This window comes from Streptomyces sp. A3M-1-3, from assembly GCF_024213665.1.
GTDB lineage: Bacteria > Actinomycetota > Actinomycetes > Streptomycetales > Streptomycetaceae > Streptomyces.
In genome coordinates, this window is the sequence record NZ_JANAVP010000019.1 from 107,713 (window position 1) to 131,614 (window position 23,902).

A 23,902-nucleotide genomic window follows, 5' to 3' on the forward strand; every position below is an offset into this window, starting at 1 on the left:
GTGCCCCGCTGCCCGCGACCGGGGAGGACCTGCCGCCGAGCTGCCCTGCGCCCACAGCGAGTGAGCTATGTTGAAGCACGAGTGGGACGAGAAGGAGGCACGCCGGTGCCATCAGGGCAGCAGGCACGCGCACAGGCGTCCGCGATCACCTCGGGGCAGCAAACGTCGGACACCGAGGGCCCCCCCACGTCCAGGCTGCTCGCCCTGTTCGACGGCCACCGGCTCTCCCCGGCACAGCGACGCATCGCCCAGTACATGGTCGACCACCTCCCCGAGGCGGCCTTCCTGTCGATCACGGAACTCGCCGAACGGGTGGGAGTGAGCCAGCCGTCGGTGACCCGCTTCGCCTCCGCCCTCGGTTTCAGCGGTTTCCCGGCGCTCCGCGAGGCCCTGCACCCGATCGCGCTCAGCGCCGTCGCGGGTTCCCCCGACACCCCGGAGGAGATCCGCCGCAACGAGCTCCAGGCGGCCATCGACACCGAGATCGAGAACCTGGAGAGCCTGCGCCGGCTGCTCGGCAATCCCAACCGGGTCATCGAACTCGGGCGGGACCTGGCCATGTCGGTGCCGCTGACCATCCTGGGCCTGCGTATCTCCGTCTCGCTGGCGGAGTACTTCGCGTACGCCGCGCGACGGATCCACCCCGACGTACGGCTGGTGACGCGTGGCGGCAGCGTCGCATTCGACGCGCTGCTGCAGTCACGCGAGGCCGGCGGGACGTGGGTGCTGGCGTTCTCGATGCCGAGGTACGCCAACGAGACCCTGGCGGCGATCCGGGATGCCCGAAGTACCGGGCTGCGCGTCGCGCTGATCACCGATCAGCCGCTCGGACCGTTCGTGGACGAAGTGGATGTGGCGCTCAGCGCGAGCACCGGATCGCGGCTCGTCTTCGACTCCTACGCGGCCCCGGGAGTGCTGTCCGCGGCGTTGCTCCAGGCGATGGCCGACGCCGTCCCGGAGCGCACCCAGGCGCGCCTGGAGGGGTACGAGCAGGTCGCGGAGCAGCACCACTTCTTCCACGAGAGCTGACGGGGGCCGCGGCAGGGCCGCCGAGCTCAGGTTTCATCCGAAAATATGCATGAATTTTTTCATGCCCTTGCTTACTCGACGGTATATATATTTACTGCGTGTGGGTGACCTCGGGGTGTCCCCGCAGTCCCGAGCACACCCATACCCTCAGCAAGGAAGCCGGCGGTCCGTACATGTACTCAGTCATCGCCGCACCGGCGTGCGAGCGGCACGTGTCCACGGTCCGGCGTCATGCGGCGGCCTGCCTGCACGCGTGGTGCCTCGCCAAGGACGACCAGCACTGCAGCCTCCTCATCGTGGGCGAACTGGCGGGGAACGCGGCGGTGCACGGGCGGGACACCATGACTCTGGGCCTGGCGCTGGCCGCGGCGGACCGGACCCTGTGCATCCAGGTCACGGACTACGGCGGTCCGCCTCGGGCCACGCTGAGAGCCTCACTCGACGATCTCGACGAGGAGTTCGGTCGCGGACTGGGCATCGTGTGCAGCCTGGCACAGTCGGTGGACAGCATCACGACCGTCAACTCCACACAGGTGCGGGCCATTTACCGCATCGAGGCCCTACGGGCCACTTGAACGGACACCCGGGAACGACGCGGACTCCTCTCGTCGGCTCCAGGGTGTTCTACCGGGCGCTCCGCTCTGCGGACGCCCATGGCGGCCCCGGTCATCCCCTAGGCCGGGGCCGCCAAAATCCGCGCCACCAGCGCCCGTTACCCGTACCGCCGCACCACATCCGCACCTCACCCGGAAGCGATGACGATGCCTCAGACCCTCTCCCCGACCGCCGCCGACTGGCCGAGTCAGGTCAAGGCCCCCGGCAGCCACGACTGGGAGCGCACGGCCGCCCGGTGGCTGCGCGATCTGCTGCCCGCCCGGTACGCCGGCTACTCCACGCTCACCCGCAATCACGTCATACTCGCCCGCCACGCGCATCTCCACGTCCAGCACGAAATCCGTGCCGTCCGGGTGGCCCTGCAGACCTCACGGGCCGAGCTGCCGACCCTGGGTGTGTCCGAGAGCGTCATCGAGAACACCATCCGGCTCTACGCCCTCGAACTGGACGAGCTGAGCCGCATCGCCCGCGGCGTCCGGGTCATCAGCGACGCACTGATCGCCGGCAGCGGCGTCCGGCGCGGACGGCTGCGCGTCTGAGTCGCACCTCCCGCCGAGTCACCCGTCCGGCCCCTCTTCGCGAACCGCCACACCCGGCGGGACCGCCACGCCCGGAGCACCCTGATGGGCGGCCGAGGCCAATGGCCCGCAGGGTGGGAGGAACGTGCCGCTCAGCGAGGGAGGTCCCGTGGAGGACATACGCGTCAGCGATCCGATCCTGGCCGTGAGAGACCGCCTGCAGCGCTGCTCCGTCGCTGTCGACCTGGCCGCGGACCGGACCCGCGTCTATCTGAGGAACCACGGCCTGGTCGCCGACGAACCCAGCGTCGTCGCCGTGGACCAGGAGTGCGGCACCGTCGTCGCGGTCGGCACCAAGGCCGAGCAGATGGCGGGCCGTTCGCCCGCCCACATCGCGGTAGTCCGGCCCATCCTCGGCGGCATGGTGGTCGACGTCGAACTCGCCCGGAGCCTGCTGCGCCACGTGGTCGGGCCCAAACTGCGCCGGGCCTGGCAGCGCGCCCCGCTCACCAGGGCAGCGGTGTGCCTCCCGTACGGCAGCCCGCCCGTGGCATGCCGCTCCGCCGTCGAGACCCTCAGCGGCACCGGGATACGCCGGGTCGAACTCGTCGACACCCTGCTGGCCACCGCGGTCGGCTGCGGCCTCCCGGTCGAACGCCCCGAAGCAGCCATGGTCGTGGTGGCCGGCTCGGACCGCACCCAGGTGGCCGTCCTGTCCCTGGGGGCCGTCGTCGCGTCGGCGAGCGCCCCGGTGGGCAGCGATGTGATAGCCCAGAGCGTCGTCGAGCACTTCCGCGCCCGGTACGGGCTCTCGGTCCACAGCCAGGCCGTCCGCGCCCTGCTCCACCAGCTCAGCGCGACCGCGTACGAAGCGGACCCCGGCATCGAGGTCAGCGGCCGGGACGTGAGCAACGGAATGCCGCGCTCGGTGACCGTCGACGCCGAGGCCGCCCGCGACGCGACGGGCGCCCCGCTGGGCGCCGTCATGGACAGCGTGTTCACCGTGCTGCGCCGCTGCTCGCCCGACCTCGTCGTCGACATCGCCGACCGCGGCATCGTGATCGCCGGCGCCGTGACCCGCCTGCCCGGCCTAGACGCGCTGCTGCGCCAGGCCGTCACGGTGCCCGTCCACATCGCCGACGACCCGGAGGAGTGCGCCGTCCGCGGGCTGGGCGCGATGATCGACGGCAGGACCGTCGGCTGACTCCCGGGCCGCGGACATGACCCCGAAGCGCTCGGGTGTGGCGCACCACGCCCACCGGATCCGGCACCTGCACGACAGGCTGCTCGCCTCCTGGGCCGGCCTCGGCTGGAGCCGCGGGCGCGAGATGGAGCTGATGCACCGCGCCATGGGCTTCGCGGCGCTCGCGTTCCTCACCATGGTGCCGCTCCTGATCGTCGTCGCGGCGGCGGATCCGGCGAGCGGGCAGGGCTTCGGCCGGTGGCTGGGGCACGCGCTGGGGGTGTCGGAGTCCTCCCGGGACGAGATCGAGCGCCTCTTCGGTCTGCCGGGACAGGCGTTGCAGCGCACGACGGCATTCGGTCTCGCCGCCGTCACGGTCTTCGGGCTGACCTTCGGCGCCGCCGTGCAGACCGGCTACGAGAAGGTCTGGGACCTGCCTACGGCCCGCTGGCACACCATGTGGCGGCACGTCGTCTGGCTCGGCATGCTCATCCTCGGTCTCTTGCTGTTCGTCAGCACCCCCGCCTCCGGGGATTCGATCATCGCCTCGGTCGTCGGCGTCCTGGGCGACCTGATCGGCACGTTCCTGTTCTTCTGGTTGTCCCAGCGGCTGCTGCTGGGGGGCCGGGTCCGCTGGCGGGCCCTGCTGCCCGGCGCGGTGTGCACCGCCGTCGCGATGCTGGGCCTGCGGGTCTTCTCCCAGCTCGTCTTCTCACCGCTGATCGCCTCGAACGCCATCACCTACGGCCCCTTCGGGACCGTCCTGGTCGTCCAGTCCTGGCTGGTGGGCGTGGGCGTGGTCGTCTACGGCGGGGCGCTCGTGGGACGCCTCTTCCACGAACATCGCACGCAGCGCCGACTGCGGCGCGAGGCAGAAGCCGGCATGCCCCCGTGATCGCCGGGTACCCGCACCCTTCCCCTGCCCATGGTCTTCCTCGGGGTCGGCGTGCCGCCCGTTCGGCCTGCGTTCGTGGTCGACCACCTGGCGGCTGCTGGGCCGGCCGCCCGCCGTCCTCGCGCCGACCGATCCCGTGCTCACGGCTCGACCGGCTGAACCGGACAGCCGCCCGCACCGCCGGTCCGCCCCCCGCGGAATGAGCAATGCGCGTCAGGTGTCGCACCAGTCCTTCGTGATCACGAAGGCATGGCTCTCATGACCCAGGACGTTGCCCTCGCCGTCGACGAAAGTGCCGGTCACTTCGTACATGTCGCGCGCCAGGTGGCCGATGGGGAGCCGCTCCGGCGGCAGGACCACCTCGTACGGACCGCCCGGCCGGTAACCGCCGAGGAGCACCTCGGACATGCCGATCACCGCCCCCTGCCGTCGCCGCACATCCGTGAACTTGAGGCCCTCCACGGCCTTTCCCAGGCGGAAACCCAGCGTGATTCGGACTTCCGCGCCTTCCTTCAGCGTGAAAGGAGCAGCCCGGGTAACCAGCTCGGTTTCCCCGGGTACGGGAAGGGCGACATCGATGTCCTGGCGCCCCTCCGCTTGGAGGGTGACACTCAGCAGCTCGAATTCCTGAACGCTGCCGATCGGTTCTTCCAGGGGCGTTCTCATCGGTCAACCAGCTTTCCGGACGACGGTGCCAGCATATGCGTAAGTCGGCCTATTCGGGGCACCTGCAGGCCGAGGCACGGACACGTCGAGGCGAGGAGATGATCGACATGGTTCCGCTCCTGCTGGTGCTCCTTCTGATCCTGATCCTTTTCGGGCTCGGATTCGCGAGTGAAATCCTGTGGTACCTCGCGCTGGCGGTTCTGGTCATCTGGCTGCTCGGCTTCTTCATGCGGGGTGCGGCCTCGGGAGGCAGCAGGTCACGCTGGTACCGCTGGTAGGTGTGTGCACTGAACGGGAGTGTTCCGCATGGTGTCGGGAATGACCGGGCAGCCGGCAGGTGAGGGCGTTCCCGGAGCGAGATTCACCGTCAGGGAGAGAGCGGCCGACGGCGCGGTGGTGCTGGCGCTCGCGGGCGAGCTGGATCATGACACCGCCGATCCGCTGCGTGAGGCGCTCGCCGACGGCCTGGGCGTGGGAGCGGACCGGATCCTGGTCGACTGCGCGGAACTGCGGTTCTGCGACTCCACCGGGCTGAACGTCCTCCTGCGGGGCAGGCTGGCCGCCCAGGACTCGGGGATACGGCTGGAGCTTGCCGCTCTGCAGCCGCCGGTCGCCCGGATGTTCCACATCACCGGAGCCGACGGAGTGTTCCGGGTCCACGCCGACCTGGCCGAAGCGCTGGCGGACAGGCGGCAGACGTAGTCGGACCGTAGTGGCGGGAGGACACTCATGAGCGAGAGCCTCCTGGCGCAGGGCCAGACCCGGCGTCTCGCGCTGTACGGCACCAAGGGCCTGGTCACGCGCTGCCGCGACTTCACCCGCGAAGCCCTGGCGGACTGGGGCTGGACGCCGGCCGAGGACGAGGAACACCGGGCCGTCGTCGATGACGTGCTGCTCCTGGTCTCCGAGGTGGTCACCAACGCCTGCCTGCACGCCGACGGGCCGACGGAACTCGTACTGAACTGCACCGACGAGCGGCTGCGGATCGAGGTCGCCGACACCAGTTCGGAGCACCCACGGCTTCGCCCGCCGCGCAGCGCGGCACTGCCCGGCGGCCATGGCCTGGTGGTGGTGCAGCGGCTCGCGCGCCGGTGGGGTTCGGCGGCGCGAGAGGACGGCAAGACCGTCTGGCTGGAGGTGGCATCACCGGTTCGCGGCGGCGCGCAGGCCCGTCGGCGGCAGCCGGTCCCGCGCCAGTAGCCAGTAGCCCGCGTCCCTTACGTTCCTTATGTCAATGTCACTGGGAGCCGGCCGCGTGGGCGGCTTCCGGCGGCTGGTCCTCCAGCAGGCCGGCGCGCAGCGTGCACAGAGCGCGCGCGAGCAGCCGCGAGACATGCATCTGGGAGATGCCCAGCCGGGCGCCGATCTCCGACTGTGTGAGTTCCTCGCCGAAGCGCAGCGAGAGGATCGTGCGGTCGCGCTCGGGCAGGGCGGCGATCAGGGGCTTGAGGGACTCGAGGCACTCGATGACGTCGAACGCCCGGTCCTCCTCGCCGAGACAGCGGGTCACCGCGCAGCGGGCCTCGTCCTCCTTCAGCGGAGCGTCGAGCGAGCGGGCGATGTAGCCGTTGGCCGCCTGCTGGCCTTCGATGACCTCAGCCTCGGTGACATCGAGGCGGTCGGCGAGCTCCGCCGCCGTCGGCACGCGGCCCAGCCCCTGCTCCAGTGTGTCGTACGCCTTGGCCAGGTCGATGCGCAGCTCCTGGAGCCGGCGGGGCACCCGGACGGCCCAGCTGGTGTCCCGGAAGAAGCGCTTGATCTCGCCCACGATGGTCGGCAGCGCGAAGGACGCGAACTCCACCTCGCGGTCCACGTCGAACCGGTTGATGGCTTTGATCAGGCCGATCGTCCCGACCTGGATGATGTCCTCCACCGGCTCGCTGCGGTTGCGGAACCGCGTCGCGGCGTACTTCACCAGGCTGAGATTGAGCTCGACGAGCGTGTTGCGGACGTAGGAGTACTCCGGGGTGCCCTCCTCCAGCGTGCCCAGCCGCTGAAACATGGCCGTCGACAGGGTCCGCGCGTCCACGGTGCTCAGGGTCCGGGTGTCGGGGATCTCCGGAAGCCCGGCGAGAGGGGAGGCGTCCTCGGGGGGAGCGTCCCGGCGGCGTGGCCGGCGCGCGGCCGATGCGGCGGAAGCCGCCTTCGTACGTCGGGACGCCGCCTTGGTGCGCCCGGCGGTGCGGGCGGTAGCGGCGGTGCGGGCGGCTCTGGCGGTTCTCGCGGTACGGGCGGTACTGGACATGAGGCTCCTCCGACGGAATGCGGCCGGCGCTGTCGGCTGCAGCGGGACCGTCGCGTGAGCTTCCCTAAGGGGCTTACCCGATTATGCCAATTTGACGCTCTTGTGCCGAGTGGGGGCCCGGGCCGCGCGCCCGGGCCGGCTCTGCGGGGCCAGGCGCGGATGACCGGCGCGCGGCCGCGTGCCACAGTGGACCCAGTCCGTCATGAGCGCGAGGTCAGCCATGCAAGAGTCCGAGCGGACCACCGGTGCCGGGCCAGCTCGCCCCACCACCACGGAACTGAGCGAAGAAGGACTCCGCAGGCTGCTGGCAGGACTCACCGCCGTACGCGACGGAGACTTCAGCACCCGCCTCCCCGACGATGCCGACGGCCTGCTGGGCGAGATCGCGTCGATCTACAACGGGATGGTCGACCAGTTGTCGCTGGTGACCGCGGAGGTCACCCGAGTGGCCCGGGAAGTCGGCGGACAGGGCCTGCTCGGCGGCCACGCCCGGGTGCCCCGCGTCAGCGGCGTGTGGCAGGAGCTCACCACCGGCGTCAACACCATGGCCGACAACCTCACCTCGCAGGTACGGTCCATCGCGCAGGTCGCCACAGCCGTCGCGCGGGGAGACCTGACCCAGAAGATCAGGGTCGACGCACGCGGGGAGATCCTGGAACTGAAGGAGACCATCAACACGATGGTCGAGCGGCTCTCCTCGTTCGCCGAGGAGGTCACCCGGGTCGCCCGTGAGGTCGGCACCGAGGGCGACCTCGGCGGCCAGGCGACCGTCCAGGGCGTCTCCGGCACCTGGAAGGACCTCACCGACAACGTCAACTCCATGGCGACCAACCTGACCAACCAGGTCCGCAACATCGCCCAGGTCACCACCGCCGTGGCGCAGGGCGATCTGACCCGGAAGATCGACGTCGACGCCCGCGGCGAGATCCTCGCACTCAAGACCACCATCAACACCATGGTCGACCAGCTGTCGTCCTTCGCCGCCGAGGTCACCCGGGTGGCCCGCGAGGTCGGCAGTGAGGGCCGGCTCGGCGGCCAGGCCGAGGTGGCAGGGGTCTCCGGCACCTGGAAGCGGCTCACCGAGAACGTCAACGAGCTGGCCGGCAACCTCACCCGCCAGGTACGCGCCATCGCCGAGGTGACCAGCGCGGTCGCCGAGGGCGACCTGACCCGCTCGATCACGGTCGAGGCCCCCGGAGAGGTCGGCGACCTCAAGGACAACATCAACGCCATGGTCGAGTCGCTGCGCGCGACCACCCGCGCCAACGAGGAACAGGACTGGCTCAAGACCAACCTCGCCCGGATAGCCGGGCTCATGCAGGGCACCCGCGACCTCGCCGCGGTCGCCGAACTCATCATGGAAGGCGTGCCCGAGCTGGTCTCCGCGCAGTACGGAGCCTTCTTCCTGGCCCAGGAGAACCCCGACGGCACCGAACTCGTCCGGATCGCCGCCTACGGAGCGCCCGACGACCCCGCCGCCGGCCCCCGGCGCTTCCGGATCGGGCAGTCCCTGGTCGGCCAGGCCGCCCACAGCCGCCGCACTATCACCGTCCACGGCCTGCCGCCCGGTTACGCGACCATCGCCTCCGGCACCGGTTCCATCGACCCCACCACCTTGATCGTGCTGCCCATCGTCGTGGAGGACCAGGTACTCGGCGCCATCGAACTGGCCGCGCTGCACCCGTTCAGCGCCATCCATCTCGACTTCCTGGAGCAGTTCATCGAGACGGTCGGCGTCAACGTCAGCTCGCTGATCGCCAACGCCCGCACCGACGAACTGCTCGACCGGTCCCAGCGGCTCACCGCCGAACTCAGCACCCGCTCACAGGAGTTGCAGGCCCGGCAGAAGGAACTTCAGCGCTCCAACGCCGAACTCAAGGAGAAGGCGGCCCAGCTGGCGGACCGCAACCGCGACATCGAGCGCAAGAACCTGGAGATCGAACAGGCGCGCCAGGAGCTGGAGGCCCGCGCGCAGCAGCTCTCCCGTACGTCGATGTACAAGTCTGAGTTCCTGGCCAACATGAGCCACGAACTGCGCACTCCGCTGAACAGCCTGCTCATTCTCGCGCAGCTGCTCGCACAGAACCCCGAGGGCAATCTGACGGAGAAGCAGGTCGACTACGCCGAGGTCATCCACTCCGCGGGATCCGACCTGCTCCAGCTCATCAACGACATCCTGGATCTGTCGAAGGTCGAAGCCGGAAAGATGGACATCCATCCCGAACCGGTCTCGCTGAGTCTTCTCCTGGAGTATGTCGAGGCCACCTTCCGGCCGGTTGCCGGCGAACGCGCGCTGGACTTCCGGGTGATCGCCGCACCGGGCATCCCCGGCGAGGTCACCACCGACGAGTCCCGGCTCCGGCAGGTGCTGCGCAATCTGCTGTCCAACGCACTGAAGTTCACCGACGAGGGATACGTCGAACTGCGCGTCGACCGCGCCGCGGACGACGAACTGCCCCCGGCCCTGCGCGGCGGCGGGCCCGCGCTCGCCTTCCGCGTCACCGACACCGGCATCGGCATCCCGGACGACCGCCTGGAGACCATCTTCGGCGCCTTCCAGCAGGGTGACGGCACCACCGCCCGCCGCTACGGCGGCACCGGCCTCGGCCTGTCCATCAGCCGCGAGGTGGCGCAGCTCCTCGGGGGCGCCGTCGTGGCCGAGAGCAGCCCCGGCCGGGGCAGCCGTTTCACGCTGTACCTCCCGGTGCACGTCGAGCACGGCCCGGAACGGCCGCGCGTCGGCCGCCGTTTGGGGTGGGAACTCGAGGGTGCGCCGCCGCCCGGCGCCCCGGCGGCGGGACGTACGGTCCTCGTGGTCGACGACGACACCCGCAACGTATTCGCGCTCACCGAAGTCCTGGAGCGGGAGGGAATGCGCGTCCTGCAGGCGGACAACGGCAGGGCCGGGCTGGAACTGCTGGCCGCGCACGAGGACGTGGACCTCATCGTGATGGACGTGATGATGGCCGGGATGGACGGTTACGCAGCCACGGCCGCCATCAGGGCGATGCCGCAGTTCGCCGACGTACCGGTCATCGCGGTCACCGCCAAGGCGATGCCCGGCGACCGGGCAAAGGCGCTGGCGGCGGGCGCCAACGACTACGTCACCAAGCCCGTCGACACGGACGACCTGGTCGGCCGGATCCGCAGCTGGCTGAGCGGCGGCTGACCGGCGGCCGACCGGCGGCCGACCCGCGTCGTCACCGGGCCACCGGTCAGGACACCCGGACCACCACCAGACTGGTGTCGTCGTCCGTGTCGCCGATGACAGCCCCCATCAGCCGGTCGGCGTGCTCGTCCATCCCGCCAGGACCGAGCCTCTCGGCCGCGCGCCGCAGGATCGCCAGACTCTCGTCGAGCCCCGTGTGGCGCCGCTCGATGAACCCGTCGGTGTAGAGCAGCAGCGTGTCGCCGGGCATCAGCTGGGTCACGGTCTCCTGGTAGCACGCGGACGGGACCGCCCCCAGCAGGATGTTGCGCGGGGGTTCCAGGAGCTCGGCCTTTCCCTCCCGCAGCAGCAACAGGGGCAGATGGCCCGCGCTCGCCCAGCACAGCGAACGGTCGGCCGGGTCGTACAGCGCGCACACCGCGGTGGCCGTCGGACGCCCGTGCGTGTGCAGTGTGACCTCGTTCAGCCAGGTCATGAGCCGGCCGGGGGAGTGGCCGGTGAAGGCCAGCCCGCGCAGTGCGTTGCGCAGGGCGACCATACCGGTGGAGGCGTCGATGCCGTGCCCGGCGATGTCACCGACCGCCACCAGGACCCGCCCGCTGGGCAGCGGCAGCACGTCGTACCAGTCACCGCCGACGCGGTACTCCTCCGCCGCCGGCCGGTAGCGGGCCGCGACCTGGAGCCCCGGCGACTCCTCGAGCCTCGGCACCTCCGGGACGATCGCCTGCTGGAGCTGGAGGGCCAGCTGGTGGCGCAGCGCGGACTGCGCCTGGACGGCGGTCAGCTGGTCGAAGGTGGCGCTCAGCGCGACCTCGGTGTGGTGCCGGGCGGAGACGTCCTGGTAGATGCCGGTGACGCCGGTGAGCACGCCGTCGGTCAGCAGCGGCTCCGCGGCGATCCGCACATGGCGCAGTCCTCCGTCGTCGCGGATGGCGCGTACCAGGGTGTGCGTACCTTCCAGCCGGCCGGTCACCGTGGTCAGCAGCTCGTCCAGCCGGCCGGTGTCCGCCGCGTGCAGCCGCGGTCCGAGCTTGCGCAGGGGAATCGGATCGGTGTCCCGGGGGATGCCGAAGATCGTGTACGCCTGGTCGCTCCACCGGGAGTCGCCGGTGATCAGGTCGTCCTCGAAGGAGGCGACGTACTCCAGGCGGCCCAGCGCCCGCGCGACGGACAGCCCCGCGTCGCTGGTGGCGTGCCAGAGCACGACCGTGTGCCCCCGGCCGGCCGGCAGCACCCGGACGTCGAGCATGGGATCCGGGCCGCCGTGCCGGTAGCTGCCGGGGATCCGGCCGGCGCGTTGCGGGGCCGCGGTGGACCGTACGCGCACCACCAGGCGTACGAGATCGCCGTCGACATGCGGGAAGACCTGTGCCAGCGGACGCCCCGTCGGCGCGTGGATCCCGCCCGCGGCCTTCATCGCCGCCGGATTGAGGTGCTCGACGTACAGAGCCGAGGTCTCCGGATCCGTACGCAGCATCATCGCCGGATGCGCCAGCAGATCCAGCAGGGCGCCGAGCACCGGCGGTTCCGCCGGATCGGATCCCGCCTCGTCGAGCATCCGGGCCGCCGTCTCGGTCAGCCCCACGAGGGCCCGGCGTACCGGCTCGTCGAGATCGGCGGGGCCCGGCCAGACCGCCAGCGCCAGGCCGGTGACGGTGCCCCGGTGCCACAGCGGCACGATCGCGCGGCCCGCGTCGGGAGCGGGACCCGGCAACCGCTCGGCGGACGGCGGACCGGCCGGCAGCCAGCCGGGCTCCGCCCCGGCCAGGGCGCGGTGCAGTGGCCCGCCGCTCTCCGGGGGGATCCACTGCCAGTGGGAGGCCTCCGGGGCGCTCGCTCCCGCGTGCCCGGCGAGTTCCAGGCAGTCCGTCGCCGTGCGGCGCCACAGCCACAGCGCCTGTGCGCCCAGCGGGCGCAAGCCCCCTTCGAGCAGCGCGGCCGCCACCTCGCCGACCGTGTCGCCGGACTCCGCCGCGGCAGTCGTCCGGCGGGACCGGCGCGCGTGCGCCACCTCGTGCTCGCCGGCCGCTTCGGCGACGACCAACCCCGCGGCGGCGTTCACTATGTCGGCCGCGAAATCCTCCGCACTCAGCCCGGTGGACTCGGCGAGGCGTATGAGATGGTCCGCCGCGTCGAAGGGAGTCACCGAGAGCTGGGCGACCAGGACGCCGGCGGCGAGGTCCAGCAGATGGCGCCGCGCCCGCTCGGCGTGCAGGGCGGTGACCTCTGCCGAGAGCTCGGCCACGGCCGCGCGGAGGTCTCCCTCTTCGTCGGCCGGGCCCGGCGGAGGCCCCAGCTCGGGCATGATCATGACTTCTCCGTCTCGAGGAGGCCATGGGCGCCATGGGACGCGTGCGGGTAACTGCGGGTACCTGCTGGTACGTACGAGTCGCAGACACGATCGCGACGCACCGGATTCTACTCGGGCAGGCCGGGCCCGGCAGGGGCAGTTCCCGCCCGCGGCGCCGGTTGAGCGGCCACCGGCGGGGTAGCCGCAGCGCGGGGGGTGAGCAGACCGGCCGGGGCGACCCGCGGGGCACGCCCCGGCGGCGGAAGGGCGCGCAGTCATGAGTATCCCCGTCCCCTCGGACCCAGACATCACGCCGGTGCCCAGGCCGTCCCCGCGACCGGACGAGCCGGCACCCGAACCCAGGCCCGGCCCCCGGCCCGACCCGAGGCCCGGCCCGCACCCCGAGCCGCGTCCCCGCCCCGGGCCGCCTCGCCCGCCGGACGCGGTCGCCTGACGAAAGGGGGAGGCAGCGTGTCGCAGGTCGAGGAGTCGGTGGAGGTCGGTGTCCCGGTGCGCACCGCCTACAACCAGTGGACGCAGTTCGAGGAGTTCCCGCTGTTCATGGAGAGCGTGCAGCGCATCGAACAGCTGACCCCGACGCTCACCCACTGGGAGGTCGAGATCAACGGGATCCGGCGGGAGTTCGATGCGCGGATCTGTGAGCAGATCCCCGACGAACGGGTGGCCTGGACCACGACGGCGGGGCACGTTCACCAGTCCGGGGTGGTCACCTTCCACCGGCTCTCGGACCACCGCTGCAAGATCATGATGCAGCTCGCCTTCGAACCCGAGGGCCTCGCGGAGACCACCGCCGACAAGCTGGGCGTCGTACGCCGGCAGGTCAAGGACGACCTGGAGCGCTTCCGTACGTTCATCGAGCAGCGGGGTTCGGAGACGGGCGCGTGGCGCGGCCAGGTTTAGGGGGTCGGCGCGGCCGGCTCCCTGGCCGCAGGGTTGAGCCGATAGAGGTTGGCCGGACGCACGGACCGTTAGCCGGACCGGTCACGGGGAACCCGTTGGGGCATGGCAGCGCACCGGTCCACGGCCCATGAGTCGTATTGGATGGCCACCACTCCGCCCACCGGCCATCCCTCCCTCGAAGCCGATCTCACCGTGGACACAGCGATCGTCGGCGGGGGCATCGCGGGCCTGTGCACCGCCTGGGAACTGGCCCGGGCCGGCCGCGAGGTCGTCGTCGTCGAGGCGGACCGCATTGCCTCCGGGGTTACCGGCCACACCACCGGGAAACTGACGGCGCTGCACGGGCTCGGCTACGCCCGGCTGCGCAAGGCGCACGGCGCCGAGAGCGCGGCGCTGCACGCACGTGCCCAGCAGGAGGCGCTGGACCATGTGGCGGCCCTCTGCTCCGAGTTGGGTATCGACGCGGAGCTGGAGCGGGTACCGGCCTTCACCTATGTCCGCGACGACCGGCGGGTGGACGAGATCCGGGCAGAGGCGGAGGCGGCCAGGGAGGCCGGCCTGTCCGCCTCGTTCGTCACCGAGACGGACCTGCCCTACCCGGTGGCCGCCGCCGTCCGCGTCGACGGGCAACTCCAGTTCCACCCGCGCAAGTTCCTGCTGGGTCTCGCGGACGCCTTCACCGCGCTCGGCGGGCGGATCTTCGAACGCACACGCATCACGACCCTCCACGAGGGCGCGCGCTGCCGGCTGACCACGGAGCGGGGAGCGACCGTACACGCGAAGGACGTCGTCGTCGCCACCCACTTCCCGGCGTTCGACCACACCACGCTCATCGCGCGGCTCACGCCTCGCCGCGAGCTGGTCATCGCCGCGCCGGTACCGGCCGACGGGGCTCCGCAGGGCATGTACATCACACCCGAGGAGGGCACCCGGTCCGTGCGCACCGCCCCCTACGGCTCCCAGCGGCGGCTGCTGATCGTCACGGGTGAGTCGTTCGTACCGGGATCGGGGGACGTCGTCGAGCGGCTCGGGCGGCTCGACTCCTGGGCGTGCGAGCACCTCCCCGGCTTCGCCGACGCGGAAACGCGGTACCACTGGTCGGCCCAGGACAACGACTCCACAGACCATCTGCCGTACGTCGGCCACGTCCACCCCGGCACCCAGCACGTCTACGTCGCCACCGGGTTCGGCGGCTGGGGCATGAGCAACGGGGTGATGGCCGGCCGGCTGCTGGCCGCCCATCTCACCGGCGGACCCCGCCCCGCCTGGACCGAGCTCTACGATCCGCGCCGACTGGTGCCACTGCGGGAGATGCCGGGGTTCCTCAAAGCGCAGACCTCCGTCGTGGAGCACTTCGTCGGGGACCGCCTGCACGTCCCCCACGACGGCTCCGCCGACGACATCAGGCCGGGCAGCGGGGCGGTCGTACGGGTCGAGGGCCAGCGGTGCGCGGTGTACCGCGACGATGCGGGAGCCGTCAGCGCGGTGTCCGCTCGCTGTACGCATATGGGCTGCCTGGTCGGGTTCAACGACGCCGAACGAGTCTGGGAGTGCCCGTGCCACGGCTCCCGTTTCGCCACCGACGGCTCGGTCGTACAGGGCCCGGCGACCCGGCCGCTCGAACGCCGGGAGATGCCCGCGGCCGCGCACGACACGGCCGGAAACGACTCCACCGGGAACTGACGTGGCTACCGGGGGTACTCCTCCCGGATGTCCCCCTCTTCGGGCTCGTGGCGCAGCGCAGCCTCGCTGTGCTGCTTCAGCTGCTCGGCCCGGTGACGAAGCCGCTCCGCCTCCTCCGGATCCTCGGAGCGCCGCGCCTTGCGCACCAACTCCTCGGCCTTGCCGCGTTCGTACTCGGCACGCGTGCGGGATATCGGCTGATCGGTCATCTTGGCCTCCGGTCAGGGGCGGGGTGCCCTTGGGCACTGGGCGGCTGCCCCGGCCGCCGGAGGGCAAACCCGGGTAGTCCCGGCGCCGTGTACGCGTGAACCCCACCGGGAGGGGCAGACGGGGGTCGTAGACCGCTGCGCAGATCCACGAAAGGACGTGAGCCGCATGCGAGTGGCGTTCCTCATGGCCCCCAAGGGAGTCGAGCAGGTCGAACTGACCGAGCCCTGGCAGGCGGTCATCGACGACGGCGGCGAGCCGGTACTGGTCTCCACGAAGCCCGGGAAGGTGCAGGCGTTCGATCATCTCGACAAGGCCGACACCTTCCCGGTGGACCGGACGGTCGCCGAGAGCACGGCCGAGGACTTCGACGCACTGGTCCTCCCCGGCGGTGTCGTCAACCCGGACGCTCTGCGCATGGACCCCCACGCCGTGGCATTCGTACGGCACTTCTTCGGCCTCGGCAAGCCGGTCGCGGCGATCTGCCACGCCCCCTGGACGCTGGTGGAGGCCGATGTGGTGCGCGGCAGGACGCTGACCTCCTTTCCCAGTCTCCGTACCGACATCCGCAACGCGGGAGGGACCTGGGTCGACGAGGAGGTGAAGGTTGATCAGTCCGCCCCCGGCACCCTGATCACCAGCCGCAGGCCCGGTGATCTGAAGGCCTTCTGTGCGGCGTTCATCAGTGAGTTCCGCGGCTGAAGGACAGCAACCATGACCACACAACCGCCCCCCGACGGCCCGGGGCCGGTGCCCAGCCGGCCGGACCCGGTGCCGCACGACCCCCAGCCGGCCGAGTCGGAACCCCGCGCGCCGGATCGGGAGCCGGACCAGGAGCCGCCCGAGGATCCGGAACCGGGAAACAGGCCGGTCCCGGAGGCGCCCGACTGACCGCGATCCCACCAGATTTGTGCCCGTTTGCGGACTCAGAGTGAGCGGCGCACTGTGGATACGCCAGTCCAACCCCACCGTGAAAGGACAACCGTCATGGCGAAGGCTAAGGCGAAGGCGAAGCAGCTCAAGGGCAAGATGAAGGAATCCACCGGCAAGGCCATGGACGACCAGAGCATGCAGGCGGAGGGCCGCGGCGAGCAGATGACGGGCAAGGCCCAGGAAGCCGCGCAGAAGACCGCCAAGCAGATGAAGAAGTCGCGGTAGCCCCGGCTTCTCGCGCGTCCGACGGGGTGCGGCCCCGTCGGACGCGCGAGCCCGGAGCGGCGGCGATCGCCGTCACATGCCGTTGTTCGGTGAGGCCTCGCTGACGTCGGCGAGTGCCGAGTCCGGGTCGCGTGCCACGGCCAGGTCGCCGAGGCTGACCACGCCCTTCATATGACCCTTCTCGACGACCGGCAGCCGCCGCACCGCATGACGCCTCATCTTCAGAACCGCGTCGGACACCTCGTCGTCCGGTCCCACGGTGACCACGTCCGGCGTACACACCGAACGGACCGGCACGGTGTGCGGATCAGGCCCTTCGGCAACCGCGCGCACGGTGATGTCGCGGTCCGTCAGCACACCGAGCACCTGGTCCCCCTGGGCGACGAACACATCCCCGATGTGCCGGTCGCGCATCAGCTGGGCGGCTTCCACCAGCGACGCATGGGGCGGCAGAGTCTCGACTCCGGTCGTCATCACGTCTCGTACGAGCTGTGTCATGGCCACTCTCCCTCTGACGTACCGCCCCTGCCCCCCGTTGACCCGCCATATCCCTGGGATGGCCAGGACGCCGGAGAGGACGAGCGATGACGGGCCTGGATCGGTTCACCGACCTGCTCGACTACCCGATGTACGTCGTGACGGCCGCGGCCGACGGCGAGCAGTCCGGCTGTCTGGTCGGGTTCGCCTCCCAGAACTCGCTGCGCCCGCCCCGGTTCGTCGTATGGCTCTCCAAGGTGAACCACACCTACGGGGTGGCCCGGCGGGCCGGCTTCCTGGCCGTACATCTGCTGGGCCGCGACCAGGGCGGGCTGGCGGAGCTGTTCGGCGGCCGGACCGGCGACCGTGTCGACAAATTCAGCCAGATCCGGTGGCGGCCGGGTCAGGGCGGAGCCCCGGTGCTGGCGGAGGCGCGGGCCTGGTTCGTCGGGCGGGTGGAGGACCACGCCGACTGGGGCGACCATGTGGGCTTCCTGCTCAGCCCGGTCGAGGAGGGCGCCACCGCCGCACCATCCCGGGGGGCCCTGCTGAGCCTGAGCGACGTCGTCGATCTCACGCCCGGCCACCCGGCTTAAGGAGACGGCATGCTGCTTCCCGACAAGGCCTTGCTCGCCGCCCTGCTGCGGCGCTACCGCGTGTGGGAGCGCCTGGTCCTGGCGGAGCCGCGCGATCTGACCAGACGGCGCAGGCTCGAGGACATCGGCTACACCCTGTGTGTGCTGATGGGGAAGCGCACCGCCCGCGACGCGATCGCCGAGGCGGAGTCCTACCTCGGGCGGGCCCGGACGGTCATCCGGTCCGCGGACGTGTTCCGGGATCGCTGAGGCCGTACCGAGAGCCGTACCGAGAGGACCGCACCGAGAGGACCGAGCCGTACCGGGGCTGTCAGCCGCGCCCGGTCGCGGTGTCGCCGCCGGTTTCGCGGGGTTCCTCGCCGCCCGGATGGGCGACGTCGTTGCCGTGCCCCTTGAGCTGGTAGGGCATCAGCCGGTCGCCGCCGGTCGGGAAATCGGCGGTCGAATGATTGCCGTACTCGTCGATATGAGCCCTGTGGTCCGGCTGGCGCGGCTGATCTTCGGGCCGGGGCACCGGCGGCTCCTGGGCCCGGCGCTTCTTGCCCCACCAGAAGGCGCCGATGAGGAAAGCCACCACACACAGCCCCACGACGAACGGCGCGATGCCGATCACATGGTCCCTGGCCGCGAGGACGACGTCGGGAGCCAGGTCCTGGAGTCTGTTCGGAGTGTTCATGCACCCCGAGTACCCCGCGATCCGACGCCTCATGTTTCGTGGCGCGGAGATCGGCAATTCGTGTCCCATTGGTGCAAATCGGATACACGGTGATGACTGAGAAGGGCGAGCGGTTCGGGCTCGGCAGAGTCCAGGACCAGGACACTCGTTTTCTCAACGGTCATGTCGTTTCGGGTACCCCCCGCTGTCGGACGCACACAGCAGGCGACCACTGGTTTCCGGGCGGCTCGGCGGGTACTCGATCGCCGACCTTCCGGTCGCACAGGCGGGGCCGCGGGGTGAGCCTGGAACCGCGGCCCTCCGGCGGGCGGCGCGAGACCGGTGATCGCCAGAGGGAGGACCCACGGTGGACAGCACACAGCAGCCCGCGACCCAGGTCGTGGTGGAACTCAGCGGTTGCTCGGCCCACGACGCCCACGCCGTGTTCCGGGTGCTGGGGCGCTCCTTCGCCTCCGACCGCACCGACGACGACGTACCGCATGACGCGGCCGGAGGACGGCCGACCGTGTGGACCTCGACGATCGACGTCGCGGAGCTGCGCGCCGAAGCGGAACCGATGCATCTGACGGCCCCCGTCATGGCCGCCGTCCAGGGCGGTTACTGGGCGGTGGACCGGCTGAGGGACGTACTGGCAGCCGCGTTCGCCGTGGAGGACGAGGGTATGGCCGCCGGTGACCAGGAGAAGGAAGTCGAACTGCGGCTCGCGAGCCGGTAGCCGTGCATGGGCCTCGGTGAAGGGCGCTCCCATTACGGAGGGATTCCTCCGGAACGGCGCCGGCGGGGCCGCACGCCGATCTCGTGGGACTGGTCCTCCCCGACGCGGAGATCCGGCCGGCCGATGCGGTCGAGCTGTGAGGACGATGGATCCGAGGCACCGTACGAGGAGAGGCGGTCGGGATGGCGGAGGGGAGAGGTGCGGCCGGGAAGAGCGTTCAGGCCCATGGCCGCGACGAGACGGAAGAGGAGCGCGCGGACCGAAGGTGGGCAGAACTCCTTCAGGAGCTGCGGGTCGCGCAGACCGGCGTGCAGGTCCTCTTCGGCTTCCTGCTCACCGTGGTGTTCCAGCCGCGCTTCGTGGACCTGAGCACGACGGACCGGAACATCTACGCGGTCACGGTGGTACTGGGCGCGGCGACGACCGGCGCCCTGATCGGCCCGGTGTCGTTCCACCGCCTGGTCACCGGACGCCGCATCAAACCGCAGACGGTCGAGTGGGCCTCGCGCCTGACCGTCCTCGGACTGATCCTGCTGCTCTGCACGATGGCGTCCGCCCTGCTGCTCATCCTGCGCGTGGCACTGCACGACACCTGGGCCCTGTGGCTGGTCGCCGGCATGGTGGTGTGGTTCGTGCTGTGCTGGTTCGTCCTGCCGGCCTGGACCCTCCACTCGGAGTCCACCCGGCCGCCGCCCGAGAAGTGAACCCGGACGGCGGCCGGGTGGTGAGGCGGCGGCTCGGTCAGGCGGCGGGCGGCACCCGCGACGGCCGTCCGGAGCCGCGGGTCAGGCAGTAGCCGGCCACACCCGCGAGCGCTGCGAGTACGCCCCCGGCCGCGGTCCAGATCCAGCGGTCCGTCCACCAGCCGGAGGCCCAGCCGTCCGCCGGCCCACCGGCCCCGGCCGTGCGGGCGGCGGCCCCCTGCACCAGAGGAGCCGAGAGCCTGCCGTCGACGGCGTGAGCGCCGCCCGCGTCGGCCGTCGTCGCCTCCACCTCGGCCCTTACCGGCAGACCGAGGTCCTCCTCCGGCGCGTCGAGGACCGTCAGCCGGATGTAGTAGCTGCCCGGCAGTGGATCGTTGGCCCACGGCTCGGCCCAGGCCCGCACCGTAAGCAAGGTGCAGGACAGCTCCACCGAGGCAGCGTCCGCCGGTGCGGTCCTGGTCTGCATGCCGTACGTACAGGCCTGGCGGCGGCGCAGTCCGTCGTACACATCGAGCTGCCAGGTGGACGCCCCACGCCGGGTGGCGGACTCGGGCAGCGTCAGCTTCGCCTTGACGGTGGGCCGTTCGCCGGCGTCGGCCGGGAACACCCAGTACAGGTAGTCGCCGGTGGACGCGGCGGCCGTGGCACGCCGGCCCTGCTCGATCGCCGTCGCGTCGCGGAAGGCGGTGCCCGCCTCGGTCGGCGCGGCGGCGTCCTCGCCGGTCGGGGACGCGCTCGCGGACGGGTCGTCCGCCAGCGCCGGGCCGGCAGTGCCCACCAGCGCCGCTGCAGCCAGCAGGGCGCCGGTCAGTACCCGTGTCATCCGTGTCCTACGCATCAGTTGGTCCTCCAGACAGCGACGCGCCAGCGGGAGACCCAGCCCCACAGCAGTCCGGCCGCAAAGCCGGTGAGGATCAGGGCACCGAGCAGCCACCAGCCGCGGCCGAGGCCGAATACGGCCACGTCGGACGGCTCGTCGGGCGAGTCCACCAGGTCGACGGAGAGCTCGACGGGCAGGCCCGGAGTGGTCTTCACCGTGGGGGGCGCGGAGAAGGAGTTGCTGACCTGGAGGCAGACGGTCTCCGCGGCCGGTTCGGCGTCCTTGTCGACATCGTCCCGCGGGGCCTTCGGATAGCGCAGACCGGACGAGATCACGTCCGTACGCCCGGTGCCCGCCTCCGACCCGCGGACGATTTCCCGGCCGTGCACGGTCACCGCACGCAGCAGTACGCCGTAGTCGGGGTTCACCGCCCGGTCGGCGGCGACGCTGACCGAGGCGCGCAGCTCCTGGCCCGGCAGTACGTCCACCCGGTACCAGCGGTGCTCGGCGAACTTCGCCCGGTCGGTGTACAGACCGGCCTCCAGCCGGGGCGCCTTGGCGCACTCGGCCCCGCCCTCGGTCGCCACGGGGACGGCCACCGGGTCCGCGGAGCGGTCGACCAACTGCTTGACCCGGCCCGAGAGTTCGTCGGTGTGCTGCACCGAGGTGTACGTGCCGCCGGTCGCCTCCGCGATACAGCTCAGCTGGCTGCGGGTCTTGGCGTCCGGGACCAGTCCGAGGGTGTCGATGACGAGGTGGATGCCCTTGGCGGCGATCTCGCGTGCCACCTCGCACGGGTCGAGCGGGGCGCAGGTGTCCTCGCCGTCGGTGATGAGCACGATCCGCCGGGTCGCGTCGCCGCCTTCGAGGTCGTCGGCCGCCTTCAGCAGAGCGGGCCCGATCGGTGTCCAGCCGGTGGGTGCCAGCGTGGCCACGGCGGTCTTCGCCTCGGTCCGGTCGAGCGGGCCGACCGGGTAGAGCTGCTCGGTGTCCTTGCAGCCCTGCTGCCGGTTGTCGCCGCGGTAGTTGGCGCCCAGCGTGCGTATGCCGAGCTGCACCTCCTCGGGCACCGCGTCCAGCACTTCGTTGAACGCCTGCTTCGCAGCGGACATCCGGCTCTGGCCGTCCATGTCCCGGGCCCGCATGGAGCCGCTCACGTCGAGCACCAGCTCGACCTTGGGGGCTTGCTTCGGTGAGGGTTCGTCAGCTGCGGCGCCTACCGGGAGCATTCCGGTGGCCAGGGCGGCGAGCAGGACCCAGGCCCTGGCCGCCCGCCGTTTTCTTGTGATCATCGCCGGATCGTATTGACGATCACCTCAAGGCCCAAATCGAGGGGGAGTTGTGGCACCGGCGAACCGGTGGGCTGCCGTCCGGCAAGCCGGACAGCAGCCCCTCACACCCGGAATCAGATGTTCACGCCGAAGTCCTGCGCGATGCCGCGCAGGCCCGACGCGTAGCCCTGGCCGACCGCGCGGAACTTCCACTCAGCGGCGTTGCGGTAGAGCTCGCCGAAGACCATCGCGGTCTCGGTCGAGGCGTCCTCGCTCAGGTCGTACCGTGCGAGCTCGTTGCTGTCGGCCTGGTTCATCACGCGGATGAACGCGTTGCGGACCTGGCCGAAGCTCTGACTGCGGCTCTCACCCTCGTGGATCGAGACCGGGAAGACGATCTTGTCGACCCCGGCGGGGACTGTCGCGAGGTTCACCTTGATCTGCTCGTCGTCGCCCTCGCCCTCACCGGTGAGGTTGTCGCCGGTGTGCTCGACCGAGCCCTCCGGGCTCTTGAGGTTGTTGAAGAAGACGAAGTGCTGGTCGGACACCACCTTGCCGTTCGCGTCCACCAGCAGCGCACTGGCATCCAGGTCGAAATCGGTGCCGGTCGTGCTGCGTACGTCCCAGCCCAGGCCCACGGTGACCGCGGTCAGGCCGGGGGCCTCCTTGGTGAGCGAGACGTTGCCGCCCTTGGAGAGGCTGACACCCATGAAAATCCCTGCTCAATCCGGCGCGGGCCGCGCCCCTTGACAGTTTCTTTGCCCAAGGTGGCAACGCGTGTCCGGCCCGATCGGTTCCCGGAAGTCACCCGGTTGCCGTACCAGGGGCACGGAGGGCCGCTGTGGTGTATCCAGGAGTCATGGATCTCCGGCGGTACCACCGGGATCACCGCTGGTCGTGGGAGCCGAGCCACGCGCTGGTGGCGGTGCCCATCGCCCTGATCGTGATCGTCACCGTCGTCGACATCCTGGCTCCGCCCGAAGTCCACCTGGGCCCGTTCCTGGTCGCCGCCCCTGCCGTCACGGCGTCGTTCGCGGGCCCCCGGATGACGGCGTTCATCGGCGCGCTTGCCGTGCTCGCCCAGGCGGTGGTCGCCATGGTGCGCACGAGCCTGACCGACCTGAACCACAGCTTCCAGATCATCGCGCTGATCCTGATCTCGCTGTTCGTGACCTTCTTCGCCCACCTGCGGGAGCGGCACGAGAGGGAGCTGACGCGGCTGCGCTCGGTGGCAGAGGCCGCACAACGGGTGGTGCTGCGGCCCATTCCCCACCGAATCGGTCCCCTGCGCATCGCCTCCGTATACCTGGCCGCCGAGGCCGAGGCGCAGATCGGCGGCGACCTGTACGCCGCGACGCGCACGGCCAGCGGGACCCGGCTGATCATCGGTGATGTCCGGGGCAAGGGCCTGGAGGCCATCGGCGACGCCGCCCTTCTGCTGGGCGCGTTCCGGGGGGCCGCGCACCGGCAGGCCGATCTGCCCGCACTCATGACCTACCTCGAGGGGACCGTCTCCTCGGACCTGGACGATCCGGCGGCCGACGGCGAGGAGAGCGAGGACCGGGGGGAATCGTTCATCACGGCGGCCGTGCTCGACGTCCCCGATACCGAATCGGTTCTCCACCTGATCAGTTGCGGGCATCCGCCGCCGCTGCTGCTGCGCGGCGGCCGGGCGACAGCGCTCGAAGTGCGCCGGCCCGCTCCTCCGCTGGGACTGACCTCGTTCGCCGAGTCCGCCTTCGCCGTGGAGACGTTCGCGTTCGCGCCGGGTGACGTCGTACTGCTGTACACGGACGGGGTCATCGAAGCCCGCGACAGGTCCGGCACCTTCTACCCGCTGGGCGAACGGCTGACGTCCTGGCCCGACCAGGGCGCCGACACGCTCCTCGGGCACCTCTGTACGGACCTGCTGGCCCACGTCGGCGGATTCCTCGGCGACGACGCGGCCATGGTCGCGATCGAGCGGCTCTAGGACCTGTCCGGCCGGTCATGCCGGGCTCGCGTGCCCGCAGTGACATCAGCCGCTCCGCGGCGGGCCGCGCCTCGCCGCGTTGTCGTCGGTCG

27 protein-coding genes are annotated in these 23,902 nt (G+C 71.0%); 18 read left to right on the top strand and 9 right to left on the bottom strand.

The genetic code is table 11. From position 1 onward, the window contains the following. Positions 1 to 105 precede the first annotated feature (105 nt). The 5 genes from NLX86_RS21965 to NLX86_RS21985 all read left to right on the top strand — a co-directional run bounded on the left by NLX86_RS21965 (position 106) and on the right by NLX86_RS21985 (position 4,240). Positions 106 to 1,029 (top strand): MurR/RpiR family transcriptional regulator, encoded by a 924-nt coding sequence (locus NLX86_RS21965; RefSeq protein ID WP_254373464.1) that lies wholly within the window; start codon positions 106 to 108, stop codon positions 1,027 to 1,029. A 173-nt stretch (positions 1,030 to 1,202) separates the two neighbouring features. Then, positions 1,203 to 1,604, top strand: a complete 402-nt coding sequence (locus tag NLX86_RS21970; RefSeq protein ID WP_254373465.1) for an ATP-binding protein — start codon at positions 1,203 to 1,205, stop codon at positions 1,602 to 1,604. Positions 1,605 to 1,784: 180 nt separating this feature from the next. After that, positions 1,785 to 2,183, top strand: a complete 399-nt coding sequence (locus NLX86_RS21975; protein WP_254373466.1) for a hypothetical protein — start codon at positions 1,785 to 1,787, stop codon at positions 2,181 to 2,183. 148 nt (positions 2,184 to 2,331) lie between these two features. Then, on the top strand, positions 2,332 to 3,366 hold the full coding sequence (locus NLX86_RS21980; protein ID WP_254373467.1) for a rod shape-determining protein: 1,035 nt from the start codon (positions 2,332 to 2,334) through the stop codon (positions 3,364 to 3,366). Between the two features lie 16 nt (positions 3,367 to 3,382). Continuing rightward, positions 3,383 to 4,240 carry a YhjD/YihY/BrkB family envelope integrity protein gene (locus tag NLX86_RS21985; RefSeq protein WP_254373468.1) on the top strand — a complete coding sequence of 286 codons (858 nt, stop codon included), beginning with the start codon at positions 3,383 to 3,385 and terminating at the stop codon, positions 4,238 to 4,240. Positions 4,241 to 4,453: 213 nt separating this feature from the next. Here the strand turns inward: NLX86_RS21985 and NLX86_RS21990 are convergent, their stop codons facing one another. Next, positions 4,454 to 4,906 (bottom strand): rho GDP-dissociation inhibitor, encoded by a 453-nt coding sequence (locus NLX86_RS21990; protein WP_254373469.1) that lies wholly within the window; start codon positions 4,904 to 4,906, stop codon positions 4,454 to 4,456. A gap of 107 nt (positions 4,907 to 5,013) precedes the next feature. On the opposite strand from NLX86_RS21990, the gene NLX86_RS21995 reads away from it, so the two are divergent. Genes NLX86_RS21995 through NLX86_RS22005 form a run of 3 tightly spaced genes read left to right on the top strand, consistent with a single transcriptional unit; the run spans position 5,014 to position 6,106 of the window. After that, entirely contained in the window at positions 5,014 to 5,184 is a 171-nt protein-coding gene (locus NLX86_RS21995; protein WP_254373495.1) for a hydrophobic protein, read from the top strand. 40 nt (positions 5,185 to 5,224) lie between these two features. Then, the gene (locus NLX86_RS22000; protein ID WP_254373470.1) at positions 5,225 to 5,608 is read left to right on the top strand and encodes an STAS domain-containing protein; all 384 of its coding nucleotides are present in this window, start codon (positions 5,225 to 5,227) and stop codon (positions 5,606 to 5,608) included. A 27-nt stretch (positions 5,609 to 5,635) separates the two neighbouring features. Further along, a complete protein-coding gene (locus tag NLX86_RS22005; RefSeq protein WP_254373471.1) occupies positions 5,636 to 6,106 on the top strand; it encodes an ATP-binding protein in 471 nt (156 codons plus the stop codon). Between the two features lie 37 nt (positions 6,107 to 6,143). Here the strand turns inward: NLX86_RS22005 and NLX86_RS22010 are convergent, their stop codons facing one another. After that, positions 6,144 to 7,151, bottom strand: coding sequence for a SigB/SigF/SigG family RNA polymerase sigma factor (locus NLX86_RS22010; RefSeq protein WP_254373472.1), 1,008 nt, complete (start codon positions 7,149 to 7,151; stop codon positions 6,144 to 6,146). A gap of 202 nt (positions 7,152 to 7,353) precedes the next feature. On the opposite strand from NLX86_RS22010, the gene NLX86_RS22015 reads away from it, so the two are divergent. Next, a complete protein-coding gene (locus tag NLX86_RS22015) occupies positions 7,354 to 10,320 on the top strand; it encodes a HAMP domain-containing protein (protein WP_254373473.1) in 2,967 nt (988 codons plus the stop codon). 46 nt (positions 10,321 to 10,366) lie between these two features. On the opposite strand, the gene NLX86_RS22020 is transcribed toward NLX86_RS22015, so the two are convergent. Next, positions 10,367 to 12,631 (bottom strand): SpoIIE family protein phosphatase, encoded by a 2,265-nt coding sequence (locus tag NLX86_RS22020; protein ID WP_254373474.1) that lies wholly within the window; start codon positions 12,629 to 12,631, stop codon positions 10,367 to 10,369. A gap of 450 nt (positions 12,632 to 13,081) precedes the next feature. On the opposite strand from NLX86_RS22020, the gene NLX86_RS22025 reads away from it, so the two are divergent. Continuing rightward, the gene (locus tag NLX86_RS22025) at positions 13,082 to 13,531 is read left to right on the top strand and encodes an SRPBCC family protein (RefSeq protein ID WP_254373475.1); all 450 of its coding nucleotides are present in this window, start codon (positions 13,082 to 13,084) and stop codon (positions 13,529 to 13,531) included. 141 nt (positions 13,532 to 13,672) lie between these two features. Further along, positions 13,673 to 15,214, top strand: coding sequence for an FAD-dependent oxidoreductase (locus tag NLX86_RS22030; protein ID WP_254373476.1), 1,542 nt, complete (start codon positions 13,673 to 13,675; stop codon positions 15,212 to 15,214). A 5-nt stretch (positions 15,215 to 15,219) separates the two neighbouring features. Here the strand turns inward: NLX86_RS22030 and NLX86_RS22035 are convergent, their stop codons facing one another. Beyond that, positions 15,220 to 15,423 (bottom strand): DUF6381 family protein, encoded by a 204-nt coding sequence (locus NLX86_RS22035; RefSeq protein ID WP_254373477.1) that lies wholly within the window; start codon positions 15,421 to 15,423, stop codon positions 15,220 to 15,222. 166 nt (positions 15,424 to 15,589) lie between these two features. On the opposite strand from NLX86_RS22035, the gene NLX86_RS22040 reads away from it, so the two are divergent. Together NLX86_RS22040 and NLX86_RS22045 are read left to right on the top strand one after the other, a co-directional pair. After that, positions 15,590 to 16,123 (top strand): type 1 glutamine amidotransferase domain-containing protein, encoded by a 534-nt coding sequence (locus NLX86_RS22040; RefSeq protein WP_254373496.1) that lies wholly within the window; start codon positions 15,590 to 15,592, stop codon positions 16,121 to 16,123. A 285-nt stretch (positions 16,124 to 16,408) separates the two neighbouring features. Beyond that, entirely contained in the window at positions 16,409 to 16,579 is a 171-nt protein-coding gene (locus tag NLX86_RS22045) for a CsbD family protein (protein ID WP_254373478.1), read from the top strand. 72 nt (positions 16,580 to 16,651) lie between these two features. On the opposite strand, the gene NLX86_RS22050 is transcribed toward NLX86_RS22045, so the two are convergent. Further along, complete coding sequence (locus NLX86_RS22050; RefSeq protein ID WP_254373479.1) at positions 16,652 to 17,077, bottom strand: CBS domain-containing protein; 426 nt, start codon at positions 17,075 to 17,077, stop codon at positions 16,652 to 16,654. An 86-nt stretch (positions 17,078 to 17,163) separates the two neighbouring features. On the opposite strand from NLX86_RS22050, the gene NLX86_RS22055 reads away from it, so the two are divergent. Both NLX86_RS22055 and NLX86_RS22060 read left to right on the top strand, forming a co-directional pair. Further along, positions 17,164 to 17,652: a flavin reductase family protein gene (locus tag NLX86_RS22055; protein ID WP_254373480.1), complete on the top strand. Its 489-nt coding sequence runs from the start codon at positions 17,164 to 17,166 to the stop codon at positions 17,650 to 17,652. Positions 17,653 to 17,661: 9 nt separating this feature from the next. Further along, on the top strand, positions 17,662 to 17,901 hold the full coding sequence (locus NLX86_RS22060) for a DUF5133 domain-containing protein (RefSeq protein ID WP_254373481.1): 240 nt from the start codon (positions 17,662 to 17,664) through the stop codon (positions 17,899 to 17,901). A 61-nt stretch (positions 17,902 to 17,962) separates the two neighbouring features. Here NLX86_RS22060 and NLX86_RS22065 read toward each other — a convergent pair whose 3' ends face one another. After that, positions 17,963 to 18,328, bottom strand: coding sequence for a DUF6479 family protein (locus tag NLX86_RS22065; RefSeq protein WP_254373482.1), 366 nt, complete (start codon positions 18,326 to 18,328; stop codon positions 17,963 to 17,965). Between the two features lie 346 nt (positions 18,329 to 18,674). Between NLX86_RS22065 and NLX86_RS22070 the strand changes: the two genes are divergently transcribed. Next, positions 18,675 to 19,043: a hypothetical protein gene (locus tag NLX86_RS22070; RefSeq protein WP_254373483.1), complete on the top strand. Its 369-nt coding sequence runs from the start codon at positions 18,675 to 18,677 to the stop codon at positions 19,041 to 19,043. A 182-nt stretch (positions 19,044 to 19,225) separates the two neighbouring features. After that, positions 19,226 to 19,747, top strand: coding sequence for a DUF6328 family protein (locus tag NLX86_RS22075; RefSeq protein ID WP_254373484.1), 522 nt, complete (start codon positions 19,226 to 19,228; stop codon positions 19,745 to 19,747). Positions 19,748 to 19,784: 37 nt separating this feature from the next. On the opposite strand, the gene NLX86_RS22080 is transcribed toward NLX86_RS22075, so the two are convergent. From NLX86_RS22080 to NLX86_RS22090, 3 genes are all read right to left on the bottom strand, one after another. Then, the gene (locus NLX86_RS22080; protein WP_374213927.1) at positions 19,785 to 20,570 is read right to left on the bottom strand and encodes a hypothetical protein; all 786 of its coding nucleotides are present in this window, start codon (positions 20,568 to 20,570) and stop codon (positions 19,785 to 19,787) included. Positions 20,571 to 20,584: 14 nt separating this feature from the next. After that, complete coding sequence (locus NLX86_RS22085) at positions 20,585 to 21,859, bottom strand: VWA domain-containing protein (protein ID WP_254373486.1); 1,275 nt, start codon at positions 21,857 to 21,859, stop codon at positions 20,585 to 20,587. Positions 21,860 to 21,972: 113 nt separating this feature from the next. Then, entirely contained in the window at positions 21,973 to 22,548 is a 576-nt protein-coding gene (locus tag NLX86_RS22090) for a TerD family protein (RefSeq protein ID WP_254373487.1), read from the bottom strand. A gap of 149 nt (positions 22,549 to 22,697) precedes the next feature. Here NLX86_RS22090 and NLX86_RS22095 point away from each other — a divergent pair, with 149 nt between their 5' ends. Beyond that, the gene (locus NLX86_RS22095; protein ID WP_254373488.1) at positions 22,698 to 23,810 is read left to right on the top strand and encodes a PP2C family protein-serine/threonine phosphatase; all 1,113 of its coding nucleotides are present in this window, start codon (positions 22,698 to 22,700) and stop codon (positions 23,808 to 23,810) included. The last annotated feature ends 92 nt before the right edge of the window (positions 23,811 to 23,902 follow it).